The following is a 17,278-nucleotide window of genomic DNA, read 5'->3' as shown; positions in this document are numbered from 1 at the left end:
AACATTGTCACGAACTCGTGCTGCGAGCCAGTAATCATTTGCGGTTACGGTACCGGTCACAGACTCGGTCTTCGAGCCGATTCGTGGACAAATTATTTATGACTGTTTCTCATGGGTCAGATTATGGGAGCAGGTCCACCGATTCACGAGTTGCACTTCGACGACGCGCCGAACGTCGACACCGTTCCGGGGCCTAAATCGAGGCAGCTCATCGAGAAACAACAGCGCATCGACAGCAGCGCCGTGGCGTATCCCGAGGACATCCCTATCGCGTTCGAGAGCGGGAAGGGCGCGACAATCCGCGACGCCGACGGCAATACGTTCATCGACATGTTCGCGGGTATCGGCGTGATGAACGTCGGCCACGCGAACCCGTACGTACTCGAAGCGGTCCACGAGCAGACCGACAAGTACGTCCACACGGTCGACTTCCCGACCGAGGCGCGGCTCGAACTCATCGAGAAGCTCGACGAGATAGCCCCGGGCAGCCTGCAGGGGAACAACAAGGTCGTCTTCGGCGGCCCGACCGGAAGTGACGCCATCGAGGCCTCCATCAAGCTCGCGAAGTACAACACGGGAGGCACCGGCCTCATCGCGTTCCGCGGCGCCTACCACGGCGCGACCAGTGGCGCCATGAGCCTCACCGGCAACAAGTCGTTCAAGGGCGAGTACACGCCGCTCCTCCCCGACGTCACCCACGCGCCGTACCCGAATCCAATCGAGATGAACAAGGCACCCCAGGAGGCCGTCGAACACTCCCTCGAGGAGGTCAAGGCCATCTTCGACGACCCGTACGGTGGCTTCGCCAACCCGGCCGGAATCTTCGTCGAGCCCATCCAGGGTGAAGGCGGCGTCGTCACCCCGCCGAAGGGCTTCCTCAAGGGCCTGCGTGACATCGCAGACGACAACGACGTCCCGCTGGTCTTCGACGAGATCCAGAGCGGTCTCGGCCGCTCCGGCCAGTGGTGGGCCAGCGAGTGGTACGACATCACGCCCGACGTGATGACCTCTGCGAAGGCGCTGGGCGGGACCGGCTTCCCGCTCTCGGCGACCATCTACGACGAGGAGCTCGACACCTGGGGCTCGGGCGACCACGCCGGCACCTACCGCGGCCACGTCGTCGGCATGCGCGCCGGTACCCGCGCAATCGAGTACATCCAGGAACACGACCTGCTCGCACACGCCCGGGAGCTCGGCGAGTACATCCGCGACCGGCTCGACGAGGCGGCCGAGGAGAACCCCAACCTGGTCGACGTTCGCGGGAAGGGCCTGTTCATCGGCGCCGAGTTCGTCGACGACGAGGGCAACCCGGACGACGAGGCCGCAGACGCACTCCAGGACTACTGCTTCGAGCGCGGCGTGCTCGTCTGGAAGGCCGGTCGTCACGGCAACGTGCTCCGGCTGCTCCCGCCGCTCGTCCTCACCCACGAGCTCGCAGAGACCGCCCTCGACGTCATCGTCGACGGTATCGACGAGGTCACGAACGCGAACTGACGAACGCACCTCACCCACCGACGTATCCGCTTTCCCATGCCACGAGAACGCATCATCACCGAGGACGCACCGCGGAACGACAACCCCTACTCCCAGGGGGTCAGGGCGGGCGACACACTGTACGTCTCCGGCTACGGCCCCGTCGACCCGGACACGATGGAGGACGTCGAAGGAGACATCGCCGAACAGACGGACCAGGTACTCGACAACATCGCCGCCGTGGTCGACGACGCGGGCGGCGACGGCCTGGACGACGTAGTGAAGGTCACGGTCTACCTCACCGACCTCGACGATTACGACCGCGTCAACGAGGCGTACGGCGCACGGTTCCCCGGCGATCCACCGGCCCGCGTCTGCGTCGAGGTCTCACGACTTCCGGGAGACGTCCACGTCGAGATGGACGCCATCGCGCATCTCGGCTGAAGCACCGACTCGAACGCCCCGATGCAGCTGGCCGTCGGCTGAGACGTTCGGTCCAGTCACTCCCTCGTACGCCCGGTCCTGTCCGGTTTCTGTCTGCAGCCTTCCTACCGCTCGAACCCGATTCCTCCGCAGCCGTCGCTCCGGCGCGGACCGGGTTCTCGCCCTCGATATCTCCAGGAGGCGTAACTTTTATCACGTATATCCACGATTGTTGTGGTGTACGGCATCGCTTAGCATGGCAGTTTGCAACACGAGACAGTACGATGTGTTTCACCAGACAATACGCGGACGGCAGCTGTCGTAACGCACTGACGGGGAACCGGTCGTGGCGGTCGCTGGCCAGCGATGGTCAGCGCGTCAGGCCGGCACGACGGGGGACCGACGCCAATGGTGGTGGTCGCGCGTGAGTACCTCCGAGGGACCGGTCCAGGAGTTCCTGGACGAGATAGAGCCGACGATATTCGCGTTCGGGGCGGCGATTACGCTCTTGTTCGTCGTCGCGTTCAGCCTGGCACCGGACGCGTCGCTCGAGCTGGTCAACGGCATCCGGCTCTGGATACTCTCGACGTTCAACTGGTTCTTCCTCCTCGTGATGCTCGGGTTCGTTCTGTTCCTCGGGTTCGTCATCTTCGGCCCGTGGGGCAAGCTCAGACTGGGTGACGAGGACCCCGAGTACAGCTATCTCTCGTACTTCGCGATGATGTACTCCGCCGGTCTGGCGGCAGGCATCGTCTTCTGGGGCCCTGCGGAGGCGATGTTCCACTACTCCTCCGTTCCGCCGCTGTTCGGGGCGGAGGCGAAGTCGGCGGCAGCCATGCCGCTCGCCGTTCAGTACTCCATCTTCCACTGGAGCGTCACCCAGTGGTCCTGTTTCACCGTGATGGGCCTGGGCATCGGCTACTACGTCTACAACTACGGCGCACCGCTCCGCGTCTCCGCGGTACTGACGCCGATACTCGGCGCGGACAACGTCGACGGACCAGTCGGGAAGATCGTGGACATCCTCGCGGTGTTCGCGACCCTCGGCGGCGTCGCGACCTCGCTGGGCTTCATCGGGAGCCAGTTCATCACCGGTCTGAACTTCCAGTGGGGTATCCAGCTCGGTGACATTGGGACGGTCCTCATCATCACGGGGATGGTCGTCATCTTCACCGTCTCACTCGTGCTCGGGGTCGACAAGGGCATCCGTCGGCTCTCGAACTTCAACATGGCGATGTTCCTGTTCCTGATGCTCGCGACGCTGATCTTCGGACCGACGTTCCGCATCCTGGAACTCGGAACGCAGGCCCTCGGTGGCTACGTCGGGAACTTCTTCGAGATGAGCCTGTACACGCAGGCGGTCGGCACGGAGACCCAGAAGTGGGTCAACATCTGGACGGTCTTCTACTGGCTGTGGCCGCTCGCGTGGTCGCCGTTCGCCGGGCTGTTCATCGCCCGCATCTCGCGCGGCCGGACCGTCCGTGAGGTCGCGTTCGCCGGTATCGGTGCGACGTCGCTCGCGACCATCCCGTGGTTCGCCATCGTCGGTGGCGCCGGCGTCCTCATGCAGCATAACGGCCAGGCGAGCATCCTCGGGCCGATCTCCGAGTACGGCGAGGCCGTTTCCGGGTACGTCCTGTTCGGCAACCTGCCCGTCGTCGGGCCGCTGCTCCTGTTCGCCTTCCTCGTCCTCGTGACGACGTTCTTCGTGACGTCTGCCGACTCGTCGACGTTGGCCGTGGCGATGATGACGAGCGGTGGCAAGGAGGAGCCGTCCGCCATCAACCGCGTCTTCTGGGCGGTGCTGCAGGGTGCGGTCGCGTCCATCCTGATGGTCGTCGGTGGGGTGCAGGCGCTCCAGTACGCGGCCATCATCACCGGCGCACCGTTCGCCCTCATCTGCCTGATAACCATGCTGGGACTCATCCGGAGCTTCCAGACGGACTACGGACCGTTGCTCCTGCAGGACCGCACCACGCTCTGGGGGAGCCCGAAGTCCAGCCAGGACCGTGCCTCGGGTGCGACCATCCACGGGGGTGACGACGACTAGCTCGTCCGCGACGATTCGACCGACGCGACGCAACCGTTCTTCTTTCGAACACGCCCGCGGTGAGGCGTCTTCTCATACCAAATTTTAATGTACGACCTGTCCGATTGTCGAATATGGACAGGGATACCGCAGAGCCAGATACAGCTGTGCTCCCCGGCCCGAACGCCGAGAAGTGGATCGAGTTCCACTCCGACAACGCCGCCCCGAGCGAGTACTCCCACGAGTTCGTCTGGGACGTGACCGCCGAGGCCGACGGTCCGTTCGTCACCGACGTCGACGGCAACGTCCTCCTCGACTTCACCTGCCACATCGGGGCGGCGCCGCTCGGCTACAACAACGAGAAGGTCCTCTCGAAACTCCGCGAGTTCGACCTCGTCGAACCGATGAAGATCGCCGGCCAGGACATGTACTTCGGTGCCGGACCGGACCCGGAGACCGCAGAGTTCCCCGGCGCCAGCCACCTGATGGACATGCTGACGGAGGTCTCGTCACAGTACGGGATGGACACCGTGTTCCTCTCGAACTCGGGGGCAGAGGCAGTCGAGAACGCGATGAAGATCTCGCACGACCACAAGGCGGCCGCGAAGTACGGCTACGCCTTCGAGGGGAGCTTCCACGGCCGGACCGTCGGGACGCTCTCGCTCACGAAGTCGAAGGAGGTCTACACGCGCCACTATCCCGAGATAGCCGGGGTGAAGAGCGTCCCCTTCTGTGACTGTGCGAGCGAGTCCGAGTGTACGTGTGGCTTCTTCAGCGGCGACAGCTCACGGCTCCGGAGCGCGCTCTCCCCCGAGGGCGGGCACGTCAACCCCGACGAGGTCGCCTTCGCCATCCTCGAACCCATACAGGGCGTCGGCGGCTACCGTTTCCCCAACGAGGACTTCATGGACGAGGTCGGCGCCGTCTGCGACGAGTACGACATCCCGCTGGTGGTCGACGAGATACAGGCCGGTATCGGCCGGACCGGTGAGATGTGGGCCTCTGACCACTACTCCATCGAGCCGGACGTCATCGCGGCCGCGAAGGCACTCCGTGTCGGCGCGACCATCTCCCGATCGGACGTCTTCCCCGAGGAGAAGAACCGCCTCGGCTCCACCTTCGGCGGCGGCGACCTCCTCTCGTCGATGCAGGGGGCGTTCACCCTCGAGGCCATCGAGGAGCACGACCTGCTCGACAACGCGACCGAGCGCGGACGTCAGGCGAAAGAGCTCATACGCGACGACGCCCCGGACCACGTCGTCGACGTCCGCGGCAAGGGCCTGATGCTCGCCGTGGAGTTCGATACGCCGGACCGGCGAAACGCCGTCGTCGAAGCCGCCCTCGACCGTGGCCTGCTGACACTCGGCTGTGGGAAGAAGACCATCCGGCTGCTCCCGCCGCTCGACTCCACCGAGCGCGAGATCGAGCTCGGGGTGGGAATCTTCCTCGAGGCGATGCACGACGTAGCGGACTGAGGCGGAGCTGCGGTACCCGATTTCTCGCTTCGAGAAGACCGTTCGAGAAGACCGGTTCTCCGATTACCCGGACAGGGACCGCTCGACGACGTTGACGTCCTCCAGCTCGTCGAGTGCCCCGAGCACGTCCTCGAGGTGGCCCTGACCACTGCCTTCGATACCGACCACGACCGGCACGCGGTTCGGGTCATCGGTAGCCGTCCGGCGGGCCCGCTCGAAGACGTCGAGTTCGGCACCATGGGCCGCCACCGTCTCAGAGAGGTCGCCGAGAACCGTCGGCCAGCCGTCGAGTTCGAGCCGCGCGTCGACGTACCGGCCGAGTTCCTGGAGGCCGGCGCGGGTCAGCTCTCCGTGCTCAGTCAGGTTCACGTTCCCGCCGGAGACGACGGCGGCGACCCGTTCTCCCTCGACGTCGACGGCACCGGAGAGGAGGGCCGCGACCGGGGCTGCGCCGGCCGTCTCCACGACCGTCTTCGACCGTTCCGCGAGCAGGGTCGTCGCCACGGTCAGGTCCGTGTCGCTCACCGAGACGACGTCGTCGACCCGCTCGCGGACGACGGCGAAGGTCTTCTCGAGCAGTCGGGCGTCTGCGATGCCCTCGGCGACGGTGTCGACCTCCGAGAGCATACGTATCTCGTCAGCCTCGAGCGAGGGCTTTGCGTGCGCCGCGCCCTCAGGCTGGACGCCGATGACGCGCACGTCGGGGTCGTGTGCCTCTAGCGCGGTCGCGATGCCGGAGATGAGGCCACCGCCGCCGATGGAGACCAGCACGGTGTCCACGTCGGGAGCCTCGTTTAGAATTTCCAGCCCAACGGTTCCCTGCCCGGCGATGACGGCCTCGTCGTCGAAGGGGTGGACGAACTCCAGCCCCTCCTCGTCCGCGAGTTCGAGCGCGTACTCGTACGAGGCCTCGTACTGTCTGCCCTCGACGACGACCTCGGCACCGTAGCCACGGGTCGCCTCGATCTTCGCGGCCGGCGTTATCTCCGGGACGACGATGGTCGTGTCGATGTCGAGGAGCTGTCCGGCGAGTGCGACGCCCTGGGCGTGGTTCCCCGCGCTCGAGGCGACCACGCCGCGCTCGCGGACGTCGTCCGGGAGCTGCGCCATCGCGTTGTACGCTCCGCGGATCTTGAACGAGCCGGTCCGTTGCATGTTCTCTAGCTTGCAGTCGACGCGGGCAGCGTCGCACCGTTCCGCGAGCGTCGTCGACCCGTCGAGCGGGGTCCGATGGACCACGCCAGCGAGCCGGTCTTCGGCGGCCTCGATGTCCGCGGGTGTGACGATATCGCTGGCGGCCGGGACGGTGTCGCCGGTCGTCGAGTCCCTGCTCATGGACCGTCCTCCGCCACCGACAGGATGGCGTCCGTGAGCACATCGACGCCGATTTCGAGACTGCGTTCGTCCACGTCGAATGTCGGTGTGTGATGGCTCGTTGGGTGGTCGGTGCCGACGATGCTGTAACAGGCGAAGCCGCCGTCCTCCTGGACGCGCTCCATGAGGAAGGTCGCGTCCTCGCTCGCCCCGAAGTCCGCGGTTGGAACGACGCTGTCGACTCCTGCGACCTCGCTCGCGACGTCTGCGACCACGTCGACGAGTTCGGGGTCGCTGTCGGCGCGCGGGTTCTCGCTGACGACGTCTACGTGCGCTTCGCAGTCGTGCATCTCGGCGGCGGTCTCGAACTTCTTTCTGAGCTCGGCTTTCGCGTACTCCATCAGCTCGGTCGTCTCGCCGCGGGCCTCGGCGACGGCCTCGACCTCCTCGGCGATGACGTTACTCGCCGTTCCGCCCTCGACGCGGCCGACGTTGACCCGTGTCATCCCGTCGGAGTGGCGGGGGATGCCGTAGACGTTCTGTATGGCCGTCCCAAGTGCCTGGATGGCGTTGTCTCCCTGTTCGGGCGCCTTCCCGGCGTGGGCCGATGTCCCCTCTATCTCGACGTCGACGTGGCACATCGCGAGCGGCTTCTCGATGCCAGCGACGACCTCACCCGTCGGGTGGTCGAGGCCGACGTGGACCGCGAAGAAGTAGTCGATATCGGCGGCGTAGTCGCTCTTTGCCATCGGGGCGCCGCCGCCGCCGGTCTCCTCGGCGGGCTGGAAGAAGACGACGAGGCGTCCCGAGAACTCGCTCTCCTTGATGGCCTCGATGGTGGCCAGCCCCCACGTCATATGGGTGTCGTGCCCGCACGCGTGCATCGTCTCGCCGGTCTCCGAGCGGAAGCCCTCCGCCTCGGGAACGTGGTCGTCGTCGGTCGATTCCTCGATGAACAGCCCGTCGATGTCGACGCGGAGGCCGACGGTCGGTCCCTCGCCGCGCTCGAGGACGGCGACGGCGCCGGTGGTACCGCCCTCGAGTTCCGCGAGGAGCTCAGGGTCCGCACCCCGGTCCAGGGCACGTTCGTACCATTCGTCCACGAGGTCGTCGTCCGGCACAGCCATCCGGTCGTCCGGGTCGTAGGCGTCCGCACCGACGGCGAGCTCGTCGACGCCGATGGCCCGGAGTTCCTCGACGAGCCGAGCGGTCGTGTGGAACTCGCACCAGCCGGGTTCCGGGTGGCGGTGGAGGTCTCGGCGAAGCTCCGCTAGTCGTCCGCGAACAGAGTCGGCCATGTGTGTGCGTAACATCGCCCACCCACTTAATCGTAGACGGTTTCCACGGATTCCGGACACACAAAAGGACTAAGACGGACCCACGCGACGATTGGAGTATACGCGCGCCCGACGACAACTAGCAGGCTACTCTGTGACACTCGGCCCTGCTACATCACCAACCGTCGCCGGCGCGAGACCCACCTACACATGACCGAGACAGACGTCGTCGTCCTCCGCGAGGGGACGGAAGGCCTATCCATGGAATCGTACGCAGACGCACTTCGCGAACGGCTCCCCGACCGGAACATCACGCTGGCTCGGACGCCGAAACAGGAACGCGAGCTCGTGCCGGAAGCCCGCGTCGTCACCGGCATCACCATCGAGGAGGACCTGCTCGACCGCGCCGAACGGCTCGAACTGTTCGCGTGTACGTTCGCCGGTACCGACCACGTCCCGATGGACACGCTCGCCGAACACGGCGTCGCCGTCACCAACGCAGGCGGCATCCACGCGCCGGGCATCGCCGAGCAGGCCATCGGCAACATGCTCGTCTTCGCTCGTCGACTCCACGAGGGCTGGCGGCGCAAGCAGCAGTCGCAGTGGCGCCACTTCCAGTCGTCAGAGTTCACCGACAGCACCGTCACCGTCATCGGCCTCGGCTCCATCGGGCAGGCCGTCGTCCAGCGCCTCCAGGGCTTCGAGGTCGACACCATCGGCATCCGCTACACGCCCTCGAAGGGCGGGCCGACGGACGAGGTGATGGGCTTCGACGAGGACGACGTCCACGACGCGCTCGCCCGGAGCGACTACGTCGTCGTCGCCTGTCCCCTCAACGACCTGACCCGCGGCCTCATCGGCACCGAGGAGTTCGCGACGATGAAGACCGATGCCGTGCTCGTCAACACCGCCCGTGGCGGCATCGTCGACACGGACGCGCTCGTGTCAGCGCTCCAGTCAAACAAGATCCGCGGCGCCGCACTCGACGTGACCGACCCCGAGCCGTTACCGGCCGAGCATCCGCTGTGGGACCTGGAGAACTGTCTCATCACGCCCCACACCGGCGGTCACACCCCGAAGCACTGGGACCGGCTCGCCGACATCGTCGCCGAGAACCTCGACCGGCTCGACGAGGGCGAGGGACTCGAGAACCAGGTACTCGCGCCCGAATCGCACTGATACCCGATGGCGATACAGGACCCGGCCGACGACCCGCGTGCGGACTACGAGTACACCGGCGGCGACGTCGAACGGCAGGGACTCGTCGACGACCTGTCCGGGCTCGTCGACGGCGACGTCCGGTTCGACGAGTATACCCGCCAGCTGTACGCGACGGACGCCTCGGCATACGAGGTGCTCCCCATCGGCGTGGTCATGCCGAAGACGACCGAAGACGTCGCGAACGTGGTCTCCTACTGCGCCGACCGCGAGATACCCGTGCTGCCACGGGGGGGCGGAACCAGCCTCGCCGGCCAGGCGGTCAACGAGGCGGTCGTCCTCGACCTCTCGCGATACATGGACGAGGTGCAGTCACTCGAGCCGGAGCCCGTCGAAGGTGAACCCACGGCCACCGCACAGGCCGGGACCGTCCTCGCCGACCTGAACGCCACCGCCGCCAAACACGGGCTGAAATTCGGCCCCGACCCGGCCGCCGGCGATCGCAGCGTCCTCGGTGGTGCCATCGGGAACAATTCGACCGGCGCGCACTCGCTGGTCTACGGGAAGACCGACCACTACGTCGAAGAGTGCGAGGTCGTCCTCGCCGATGGGACCGTCCATCGGTTCGGAGAGGTAGCGGTCGACGAGCTGCGCGAGAAAGCCGACCCCGAGGCAGCCGCCTGGGGCGACGACGGGCCACAGAGTACCCTCCTCCCGCGCATCTACACCGAAATCGTCCGGATACTCGACGAGGAAGCCGACGAGATAGACGAGCGCTATCCCGACCTGAAGCGTAACGTCTCCGGCTACAACCTCGACATGCTGCTCGACGAGGCCCGCGGCGAGAAATCGACGGCCGACGGGTCCCGTATCGACCCCGAGAGCGAGCCCGGAACGGTCAACCTCGCCCGGTTGCTCGCCGGAAGCGAGGGCACGCTTGCCGTCGTCACCGAAGCGACCGTCTCGCTCGAACCGATTCCCGAGACGAAGGCGGTCGCACTGCTCACCTACGAGGACGTGTTCGACGCGGCGGCCGACGTCGCGCCGATACTCGAACACGAGCCCGCCGCGGTAGAACTCATCGACGACGTGCTCATCGACCTGGCGCTCGAGACGGCCGAGTTCCACGACGTCGCCGCGTCGCTCCCGGACGGGACCCGCGGCGCCCTGCTCGTCGAGTTCTACGCCGATTCCCAGGAACACGGGCGTCAGCAGGTCGCGGACCTGCTGGCAACGCGTGCGCCCTCGGTCACGCCGGAGGCGACGCCCAGTGAGGGCGTGCAAGTCGCAGAGGATGCCCGAGCGTTCGACGCACTCGAGGCACACGACGCTGACGACCGCGCCGGCCTGTGGAAGATGCGCAAGGCGGCCGCTCCAATCCTCCTCTCGCGGACCACCGACGAGAAGCACATCTCGTTCATCGAGGACTGCGGGGTGCCGGCCGAACAGCTCCCCGAGTACGTCGACCGCTTCCGCGAGGTCATCGACGACCACGACGCGAACACCAGCTTCTACGCCCACGCGGGCCCGGGGGTGCTCCACGTCCGCCCGCTCGTCAACACAAAGACGGTCGACGGGCTCGACTCGTTCGAGACCATCGCCGACGAGATCACCGACTTCGTCACCGAGGTCGGCGGCTCGGTCTCCGGCGAACACGGTGACGGTCGCGCCAGGACCCAGTGGAACCGGAAGCTGTACGGCGACGACCTCTGGAGCACGTTCCAGGAGCTCAAGACGGCGTTCGACCCCGACTGGCTGTTGAACCCCGGCCAGGTCGTCGGCCGCGACGACCCGGACGCGCCCGCCCGGGCCGAGACCGTCAGCATGACCGAGAACCTCCGGTTCGACCCCGACTACGAGTTCGAGCCGTCGTTCGACCCCGCGCTCGACTGGGACACGGCGAACGGCTTCCAGGGGATGGCCGAACTCTGTCACGGCTGTGCCGGCTGTCGCGGCGACCAGGAGAACCGCGGCGGCGTGATGTGTCCGACCTACCGCGCCGCCGACGAGGAGAGCCTCTCCACTCGTGGCCGCGCCAACATGCTTCGACAGGCGATGAGCGGCGACCTCGCGGCCGACGCCGAGGACGTCGAGTTCATGCGCGAGGTGATGGACCTCTGCGTCGGCTGCAAGGGCTGCAAGCGCGACTGTCCGAGCGAGGTCGACATGGCGAAGCTCAAGGCCGAGGTCGAACACGCCCACCACCAGGAACACGGTGCGAGCCTCCGCGACCGCCTGTTCGCCGAGGTCGACCTCCTCAACGAACTCGGGTCGGCGTTCGCGCCACTGTCGAACTGGGCGGCGAAGGTTCCAGGCGCCCGGGCGGTCACCGAGCGGCTGGTCGGCATCGCCAGCGAACGGTCACTCCCGACGTTCCACCGGGAGTCGCTCGAGGACTGGTTCGAGAGCCGCGGCGGCTGTCGCGTCTCGGAATCCGAGGCCGACCACCGGGTGCTCCTGTTCCCGGACACCTACACGAACTACAACCACCCCGCCGCCGGCAAGGCGGCAGTTCGCGTCCTCGAAGCCGCCGGCGTCCACGTCGCGATTCCCGACGACGTGACCTCGACCGGCCGTCCCGCCCACTCGAAGGGCTTCCTCGACCGCTCCCGCGAGCGGGCGGCGACGAACGTCGCGGCACTCGCCCCGCGCGTCGCGGACGGCTGGGACGTCGTCCTCGTCGAACCCTCCGACGCCGTGATGCTCCAGTCCGACTACCGCGACCTGCTCGGTGGCAACGTCGAGAGCGCACAGACCGCGGGAGACGAGCCGGCCGTCTCGCCGGCGACCGTCGAGTCCGTGGCGAGCAATACCTACGGTATCATGGAGTACCTCGACGCCAACCGGCTCGTCGACGACCTCGACGTGGCCGATTCCGACGAACAGCTGACCTACCACGGCCACTGCCACCAGAAGGCCACCCGGAAGGACCACCACGCGGTTGGCGTCCTTCGTCGTGCCGGGTACGCGGTCGACCCCCTCGACTCCGGCTGCTGTGGCATGGCCGGGTCGTTCGGCTACGAGGCCGAGCACTTCTCGATGAGCAAGGCCATCGGGAACATCCTGTTCGACCAGGTCGACGACAGCGAGGGCGACGTCGTGGTCGCCCCCGGTGCGTCCTGTCGGACCCAGCTCGGCGACCGTGACGACGACGCCCCCGAGCCGCCACATCCCATCGAGAAGGTCGACGAAGTGCTCCGGTAGCGAGGCTCGTCGCTTCGTACCCTCGTCGCTGGAGTTCCTTCGCCCCGCAGTCGGCGACGATGTCACTGTGATTTCAGCTGAGATTGATATCCTCAGCCAATCCTCTCTGGTGGTTAAGCCCGCCGCGCACGTACTCCTCTCATGGTCGATACCAACTGGCGCGCAGTCGCGCTCGGATTCGTGACAATCGTCGTGCTCGGCTTACTCGGTGCGTACGTCGAACAGCTCTCGTTCCTCGGCGCCGGCGTCGCTGGAATCATCGGGGGTTTGGTCGCTGGTTACACTGCACACAGCGGTTCGAAGAACGGCGCGTGGAACGGATTCCTCGCTGGCTCCATCGGTGCACTCATCATGGTCACCCTGCTGGTCGCCCTCGGACTCGCCGTCTCGATAGTCACGCTCTCGCTAGGGGGCATATTCGCAACGGCGGGCGTCGCCCTCGCCGCACTCGTGCTCATCGCCCTCGCCGCGATTCCGGCCACCCTCGGCGGATTCATCGGTGGCATGATCGAGCGTGAGAAGCCGATGGATACCAAGCGTCCCGCAGCCTGATACGGTCTGTCGAACCGACCGGTCAGCTGTTCTTTCGTTCATGCACCCTCGCTACCGGACGGTCCGAAAGAAGAGAACGAGAACGTACCGTCGACCCTCAGGGCCAGAGTCCGCGCGTCTCTTTCGCGGTGCCGATTCGAGTGAGCGCGACGACGTATGCGGCGTCACGCCACGAGAGGTCCCGCGCGTCGACCTCGTCCCTGACGGCGTTCCACGCCTTCAGCATCTCGTCTTCCAGCTCCTCGTGGACACGGTCCAGCGACCACTTCCGGCGGTTGATGTCCTGGAGCCACTCGAAGTAGGAGACGGTCACGCCGCCCGCGTTCGCGAGGATGTCCGGGACGACCGGGACGCCGCGCTCTTCGAGGATGGTATCCGCGGCGAACGTCGTCGGGCCGTTCGCCCCTTCGACGATGAGGTCTGCCTGGATGTCGTCGACGTTCTCCTGGGTGATGACGTTCCCGATGGCAGCCGGGATGAGAACGTCGACGTCGAGCTCGAGCAGCTCCTCGTTCGACAGCGACTCGGGGGCATCGTAGCCCGAGACCATGCCGGGGCGCTCGTCGTGCCCTTCGACGTCCTGCGTGTCGAGCCCGTTTTCGTCGTAGATCGCGCCGTCGACGTCGGAGACGGCGACGACCTTCGCGCCCCACTCGTCGAGGCGACGTGCGGCGTTGGCACCGACGGAACCGAAGCCCTGCACGGCGACGGTCGTGTCCTCGATGTCCCAGTCGTAGTAGTCGATGGCCTCGCGGGTGATGATGGCGACCGACCGGCCGGGGGCCTCCTCGCGGCCGTAGGAGCCACCGATGACCGGCGGCTTGCCCGTAACGACGCCCGGCATCGTCTCGCCCTCTTGCATCGAGTAGGCGTCCATGAACCACGCCATCTCCTGCGGCCCGGTCCCCATGTCCGGGGCGGGAACGTCCTGTTTCGGGCCGACGACGTCGCGGAGCTCCTCGGCCAGACGACGGGTCAACCGCTCGCGTTCCTCCTCCGAGAGGGTCTTCGGGTCTACCGCGACACCGCCCTTGCCCCCGCCGAACGGGAGGTCCATCACCGCGCACTTCCAGGTCATCCACATCGAGAGGCCGATGCACTCCTCGGCGTTCACGTGCGGGTGGAAGCGGATACCGCCTTTGTAGGGGCCGCGGACGTCGTCGTGCTGGGCGCGGAAGCCGGTGAAAACCTCGAGCGAGCCATCGTCACGGCGGAGGGGAACGGACACCTGCTGGAGCTTCGTCGGGTGCTTCAGCCGCTCGATGACGCCCGAGTCGACGTCGACGTGTGCCGCGGCGCGTTCGAGCTGGCGACGAGCGTTGGCGAGAGCGGACTCCGGTTCCGTGGCGTCGCCGTCCGCTGCTGCGTCAGCGCCGGTCTCGGTGGTGGTCTGCTTCGACATGGTCACGTACTGAACAGCGTTCGCGGGAAGTCGGCGAGCGGCTCGGCCCCGTTCTTCGTGACGACGAACGTCTCGCTCAGCTCGACGCCGAAGTCGTCGAACCACAGGCCCGGGATGGTGTGGAACGTCATGTTCTCCTCGAGGACCGTCTCGTCGCCGGGCCGGAGGCTGGCCGTGTGCTCACCCCAGTCCGGCGGATAGCCCAGCCCCATCGAGTAGCCGATGCGGTCCTCCTTCTCGATGCCGTACTCGGCGATGGTCTCACGCCAGGCCTTCTCGACGGCCTCGCAGGTCACGCCGGGTTCGACGGCGTCGAGCGCGGCCTCCATGCCCTCGACGACGATCTCGGCTCGCTCTTGCATCTCCGCCGGCGGGTCGCCGACGTACGTCGTCCGCGCGAGCGGTGAGTGGTAGCGGTGGCGGCAGCCCGAGAGCTCGATGATGACGGGGTCGCCGTCCTCGAACTCGCGGTCGGTCCAGGTCAGGTGCGGCGTTCCGGTGTGGTCGCCCGACGGCATCAGGGGGACGATGGAGGGGTAGTCCCCACCGTAGTCCTCGGTCCCGTCGATGAGCGTCGAGTAGATGGCTTCGGCGGCTTCGTACTCGGGGACGCCCTCCTCGATGGCGTCGAGTCCGGCCTGCATCGCGTTCTCGGAGATGCGTGCGGCCTGGCGCATGTACTCGAGCTCGGCGTCCGATTTCTTGATACGGACACGGTTCACGAGGAGCGTCGTGTCCTCGAACGTCGCCTCCGGCAGGTTCTTCTGGAGGCGTGTGTAGGACTTGGCGGTGAAGTAGTAGGCGTCCATCTCGAGGCCAACACGGCCATCCGCGACGCCGACGTCGTCGAGCACCGTCGCGACGAAGTCCATCGGGTGCAGGTCGACCGGCGACTGCACGTGGTCGTCGCTGTAGGGTCGGATGTTCTCCTCAGCGAGCGTCGTCGTCGCGCGCGCCCCGTTCGCGTCCATCTCACGGCCGACCCAGATGGGTTCGTCGCGGTCCTGGGTGACGACGACGCCCTGGTGGACGTAGAACGACCAGCCGTCGTAGCCCGTGAGGTAGTTCATGTTCGCCGGATCGCTCACGAACAGGGCGTCGAGACCCCGCTCTGCCATCCGCTCTTTCGTCCGGGCGATTCGCCGCTCATACTCGCTACTATCGAATACGGCTCTGGGCATGCTAGCCTCTCCCTTGAATAGTCGGAAAGATGGTGTAAATAGTTTTTTGTGTGCACTAGATACGAGTCCGGTCCATCGGGCTCGTCGATACCTCCGCCCTGGTTCCTCGGGGCATCGACGGAGGGGTCGGTCAGGTGGTCGTGCAGTGTCGCCGGACAGTGTTACCAGCCAGTGTGAATGGAATGCTGGGCTGCCACGTTCCTTCACAGTTCGACTCGCAAGCCGTCGATGTGAGGCTGGGACCCGGGCTGGACCCTCTCAGGACGTGCGCCGTCGCAGCGACCGTTGAACAGATGCCGTCACCGCGTCGAGTTCCTCGCTCGTGCGGACGGTGTACGGTTCGGGGGCGGTCAGGTCCCGGTGACCGAGGTCGAAATCTCGGAGCTGGGTGAGCGCCCGCTCACGAACGTCCGCCAGCGGCGGGACCGGGTCGACAAGTCGACCCGCCTCGACGACGGTACTCAGAAGCTCTTCGCCGGCTCCCGGCTCACCGCGGAGGCCGATGACGTCCTCGATAGCACGCCCATTGCGAACGAGGCGACGGACGCTCTTCTGGCCAGGGTAGGTCACCTTCCCTGCCGAGAGCTTCATCGTGGGCGCCATCACACCGTCACGTTCGATCGCGACGAGTTTGTAGACCGTATCGAGCGAGGTGTGGTCGTCGCTCGTCGTGAGCGCAGTCCCCGGACCGAACCCGGTGGCCACGCCGCCGTCCGCGAGGAACGACCAGATAGCGTACTCGTCGATACCGGAGGAGACGAAGATGTCCACGTCGCCGATGGCCTCGCGTACCGCGTTCGAGAGCGCGACGAGGTCGCCCGAATCGAGCCTGACTCCGCCGAGAGCCACTCCACGTTCGTCGGCCACGTGCTTCGCGAGTCGAGCACCCGCGACGGTGTCGTAGGTGTCGACGAGGAGGACGCTGTCCGCGCCGTACATGTCGAGGAACGCCGCGAACGCCGCGCGTTCGCTCGGGAAGCTCTGTATCCACGAGTGCGCCATCGTCCCGTAAGTGGGGATATCGAACGCCTCGCCCGCCGCGACGTTCGACGTGCCGTCGAACCCGCCGATGTAGGCGGCCCTCGCCGCTTTCATCCCGGCGTCGGTTCCGTGCGCCCGCCGCGAACCGAAGTCGACGAGCGACTGCCCGTCGCCGGAGCGGTCGACGACGTCCCGCATCCGACGCGCCTTCGTCGCGACCAGCGTCTGGAACCCGACCTGGTTGATGGTGAACGTCTCGAGGAGCTGAGCCTCGAAGATGGGTGCCGTCACCTCCAGGAGCGGCTCGTTCGGGAAGACGGGCGTCCCCTCCGGAAGCGCCCGGATCTCCCCCGAGAACGAGAAGTCGGCGAGGGCGTCGAGGAACTCGTCGTCGAACCCTTCGTCTGCGAGGTGTGCGAGTGCACGGTCATCGAACTGCAGGGTATCGACGGCGTGAAGGACCTGTTCCAGTCCCGCGGCGATGGCGTACCCCCGCGACGGCGGGAAGTCCCTGAAGTAGAGACTGAACGTCGCGGTCGGGTTGTGTCCGCTCGCGAGGTAGCCCTGCATCATGGTCAACTCGTACCGGTCGGTGAACAGCCCGAGCGTCTCCGGGGTGACGTACCCGAATCGCGGTGGTGCCATCTGTAGAGGAAGGTACGCCGCCAGGAGAGAAAGTCTCGCGCCAGGCCACGAGCTGTTTCCCCACGGAGGAGGATTTCGAATCGTGGGGTAACAACTGACGACGTGCTACTGCCCGCCGCGCTGGCGAGGAACTGGTTCCCATAGTGGCAGGGGACCCGTGCATA

General features: G+C 66.4%; 12 protein-coding genes. 7 read left to right on the top strand and 5 right to left on the bottom strand.

All coding sequences use genetic code 11. From position 1 onward, the window contains the following. The first annotated feature begins 123 nt into the window (after nt 1–123). The 4 genes from ACSC1Y_RS16065 to ACSC1Y_RS16050 all read left to right on the top strand — a co-directional run bounded on the left by ACSC1Y_RS16065 (nt 124) and on the right by ACSC1Y_RS16050 (nt 5,400). Entirely contained in the window at nt 124–1,494 is a 1,371-nt protein-coding gene (locus ACSC1Y_RS16065; RefSeq protein ID WP_435335960.1) for an aspartate aminotransferase family protein, read from the top strand. 36 nt (nt 1,495–1,530) lie between these two features. Continuing rightward, the gene (locus tag ACSC1Y_RS16060) at nt 1,531–1,917 is read left to right on the top strand and encodes a Rid family detoxifying hydrolase (RefSeq protein ID WP_435335959.1); all 387 of its coding nucleotides are present in this window, start codon (nt 1,531–1,533) and stop codon (nt 1,915–1,917) included. 403 nt (nt 1,918–2,320) lie between these two features. Then, nucleotides 2,321–3,946 carry a BCCT family transporter gene (locus ACSC1Y_RS16055; RefSeq protein WP_435335958.1) on the top strand — a complete coding sequence of 542 codons (1,626 nt, stop codon included), beginning with the start codon at nt 2,321–2,323 and terminating at the stop codon, nt 3,944–3,946. A gap of 113 nt (nt 3,947–4,059) precedes the next feature. Then, on the top strand, nt 4,060–5,400 hold the full coding sequence (locus ACSC1Y_RS16050; RefSeq protein WP_435335957.1) for an aminotransferase class III-fold pyridoxal phosphate-dependent enzyme: 1,341 nt from the start codon (nt 4,060–4,062) through the stop codon (nt 5,398–5,400). 63 nt (nt 5,401–5,463) lie between these two features. Here ACSC1Y_RS16050 and ilvA read toward each other — a convergent pair whose 3' ends face one another. Continuing rightward, nucleotides 5,464–6,735: a threonine ammonia-lyase gene (ilvA, locus tag ACSC1Y_RS16045; protein ID WP_435335956.1), complete on the bottom strand. Its 1,272-nt coding sequence runs from the start codon at nt 6,733–6,735 to the stop codon at nt 5,464–5,466. Then, nucleotides 6,732–8,012, bottom strand: coding sequence for an amidohydrolase (locus tag ACSC1Y_RS16040; RefSeq protein ID WP_435335955.1), 1,281 nt, complete (start codon nt 8,010–8,012; stop codon nt 6,732–6,734). The genes ilvA and ACSC1Y_RS16040 overlap by 4 nt, the downstream gene beginning before the upstream one ends. Nucleotides 8,013–8,201: 189 nt before the next feature. Here ACSC1Y_RS16040 and ACSC1Y_RS16035 point away from each other — a divergent pair, with 189 nt between their 5' ends. From ACSC1Y_RS16035 to ACSC1Y_RS16025, 3 genes are all read left to right on the top strand, one after another. Further along, nucleotides 8,202–9,170: a D-2-hydroxyacid dehydrogenase gene (locus ACSC1Y_RS16035; protein ID WP_435335953.1), complete on the top strand. Its 969-nt coding sequence runs from the start codon at nt 8,202–8,204 to the stop codon at nt 9,168–9,170. 6 nt (nt 9,171–9,176) lie between these two features. Continuing rightward, nucleotides 9,177–12,353, top strand: coding sequence for an FAD-binding and (Fe-S)-binding domain-containing protein (locus ACSC1Y_RS16030; protein WP_435335952.1), 3,177 nt, complete (start codon nt 9,177–9,179; stop codon nt 12,351–12,353). Between the two features lie 141 nt (nt 12,354–12,494). Then, the gene (locus ACSC1Y_RS16025) at nt 12,495–12,905 is read left to right on the top strand and encodes a DUF5518 domain-containing protein (protein WP_435335951.1); all 411 of its coding nucleotides are present in this window, start codon (nt 12,495–12,497) and stop codon (nt 12,903–12,905) included. Nucleotides 12,906–13,002: 97 nt separating this feature from the next. Here ACSC1Y_RS16025 and gdhB read toward each other — a convergent pair whose 3' ends face one another. From gdhB to ACSC1Y_RS16010, 3 genes are all read right to left on the bottom strand, one after another. Next, complete coding sequence (gene gdhB, locus ACSC1Y_RS16020; protein WP_435335950.1) at nt 13,003–14,307, bottom strand: glutamate dehydrogenase GdhB; 1,305 nt, start codon at nt 14,305–14,307, stop codon at nt 13,003–13,005. Between the two features lie 2 nt (nt 14,308–14,309). After that, nucleotides 14,310–15,488, bottom strand: a complete 1,179-nt coding sequence (locus ACSC1Y_RS16015; protein ID WP_435335949.1) for a M24 family metallopeptidase — start codon at nt 15,486–15,488, stop codon at nt 14,310–14,312. A gap of 258 nt (nt 15,489–15,746) precedes the next feature. Further along, complete coding sequence (locus ACSC1Y_RS16010; RefSeq protein ID WP_435335948.1) at nt 15,747–17,114, bottom strand: nicotinate phosphoribosyltransferase; 1,368 nt, start codon at nt 17,112–17,114, stop codon at nt 15,747–15,749. Nucleotides 17,115–17,278 lie beyond the last annotated feature (164 nt).

This window comes from Haloarchaeobius lipolyticus (assembly GCF_051208015.1).
Classification (GTDB): Archaea; Halobacteriota; Halobacteria; order Halobacteriales; family Natrialbaceae; genus Haloarchaeobius.
This window is presented reverse-complemented; position numbering and strand designations above follow the sequence as displayed.

What these genes read in the sequence shown, in the direction of transcription:
- ACSC1Y_RS16030 (WP_435335952.1), top strand. Translation starts at nt 9,177, where the DNA reads ATGGCGATACAGGACCCGGCCGACGACCCGCGTGCGGACTACGAGTAC.
- ACSC1Y_RS16060 (WP_435335959.1), top strand. Translation starts at nt 1,531, where the DNA reads ATGCCACGAGAACGCATCATCACCGAGGACGCACCGCGGAACGACAAC.
- ilvA (WP_435335956.1), bottom strand. Translation starts at nt 6,735, where the DNA reads ATGAGCAGGGACTCGACGACCGGCGACACCGTCCCGGCCGCCAGCGAT.
- ACSC1Y_RS16050 (WP_435335957.1), top strand. Translation starts at nt 4,060, where the DNA reads ATGGACAGGGATACCGCAGAGCCAGATACAGCTGTGCTCCCCGGCCCG.
- ACSC1Y_RS16015 (WP_435335949.1), bottom strand. Translation starts at nt 15,488, where the DNA reads ATGCCCAGAGCCGTATTCGATAGTAGCGAGTATGAGCGGCGAATCGCC.
- ACSC1Y_RS16010 (WP_435335948.1), bottom strand. Translation starts at nt 17,114, where the DNA reads ATGGCACCACCGCGATTCGGGTACGTCACCCCGGAGACGCTCGGGCTG.
- ACSC1Y_RS16025 (WP_435335951.1), top strand. Translation starts at nt 12,495, where the DNA reads ATGGTCGATACCAACTGGCGCGCAGTCGCGCTCGGATTCGTGACAATC.
- gdhB (WP_435335950.1), bottom strand. Translation starts at nt 14,307, where the DNA reads ATGTCGAAGCAGACCACCACCGAGACCGGCGCTGACGCAGCAGCGGAC.
- ACSC1Y_RS16035 (WP_435335953.1), top strand. Translation starts at nt 8,202, where the DNA reads ATGACCGAGACAGACGTCGTCGTCCTCCGCGAGGGGACGGAAGGCCTA.
- ACSC1Y_RS16065 (WP_435335960.1), top strand. Translation starts at nt 124, where the DNA reads ATGGGAGCAGGTCCACCGATTCACGAGTTGCACTTCGACGACGCGCCG.
- ACSC1Y_RS16040 (WP_435335955.1), bottom strand. Translation starts at nt 8,012, where the DNA reads ATGGCCGACTCTGTTCGCGGACGACTAGCGGAGCTTCGCCGAGACCTC.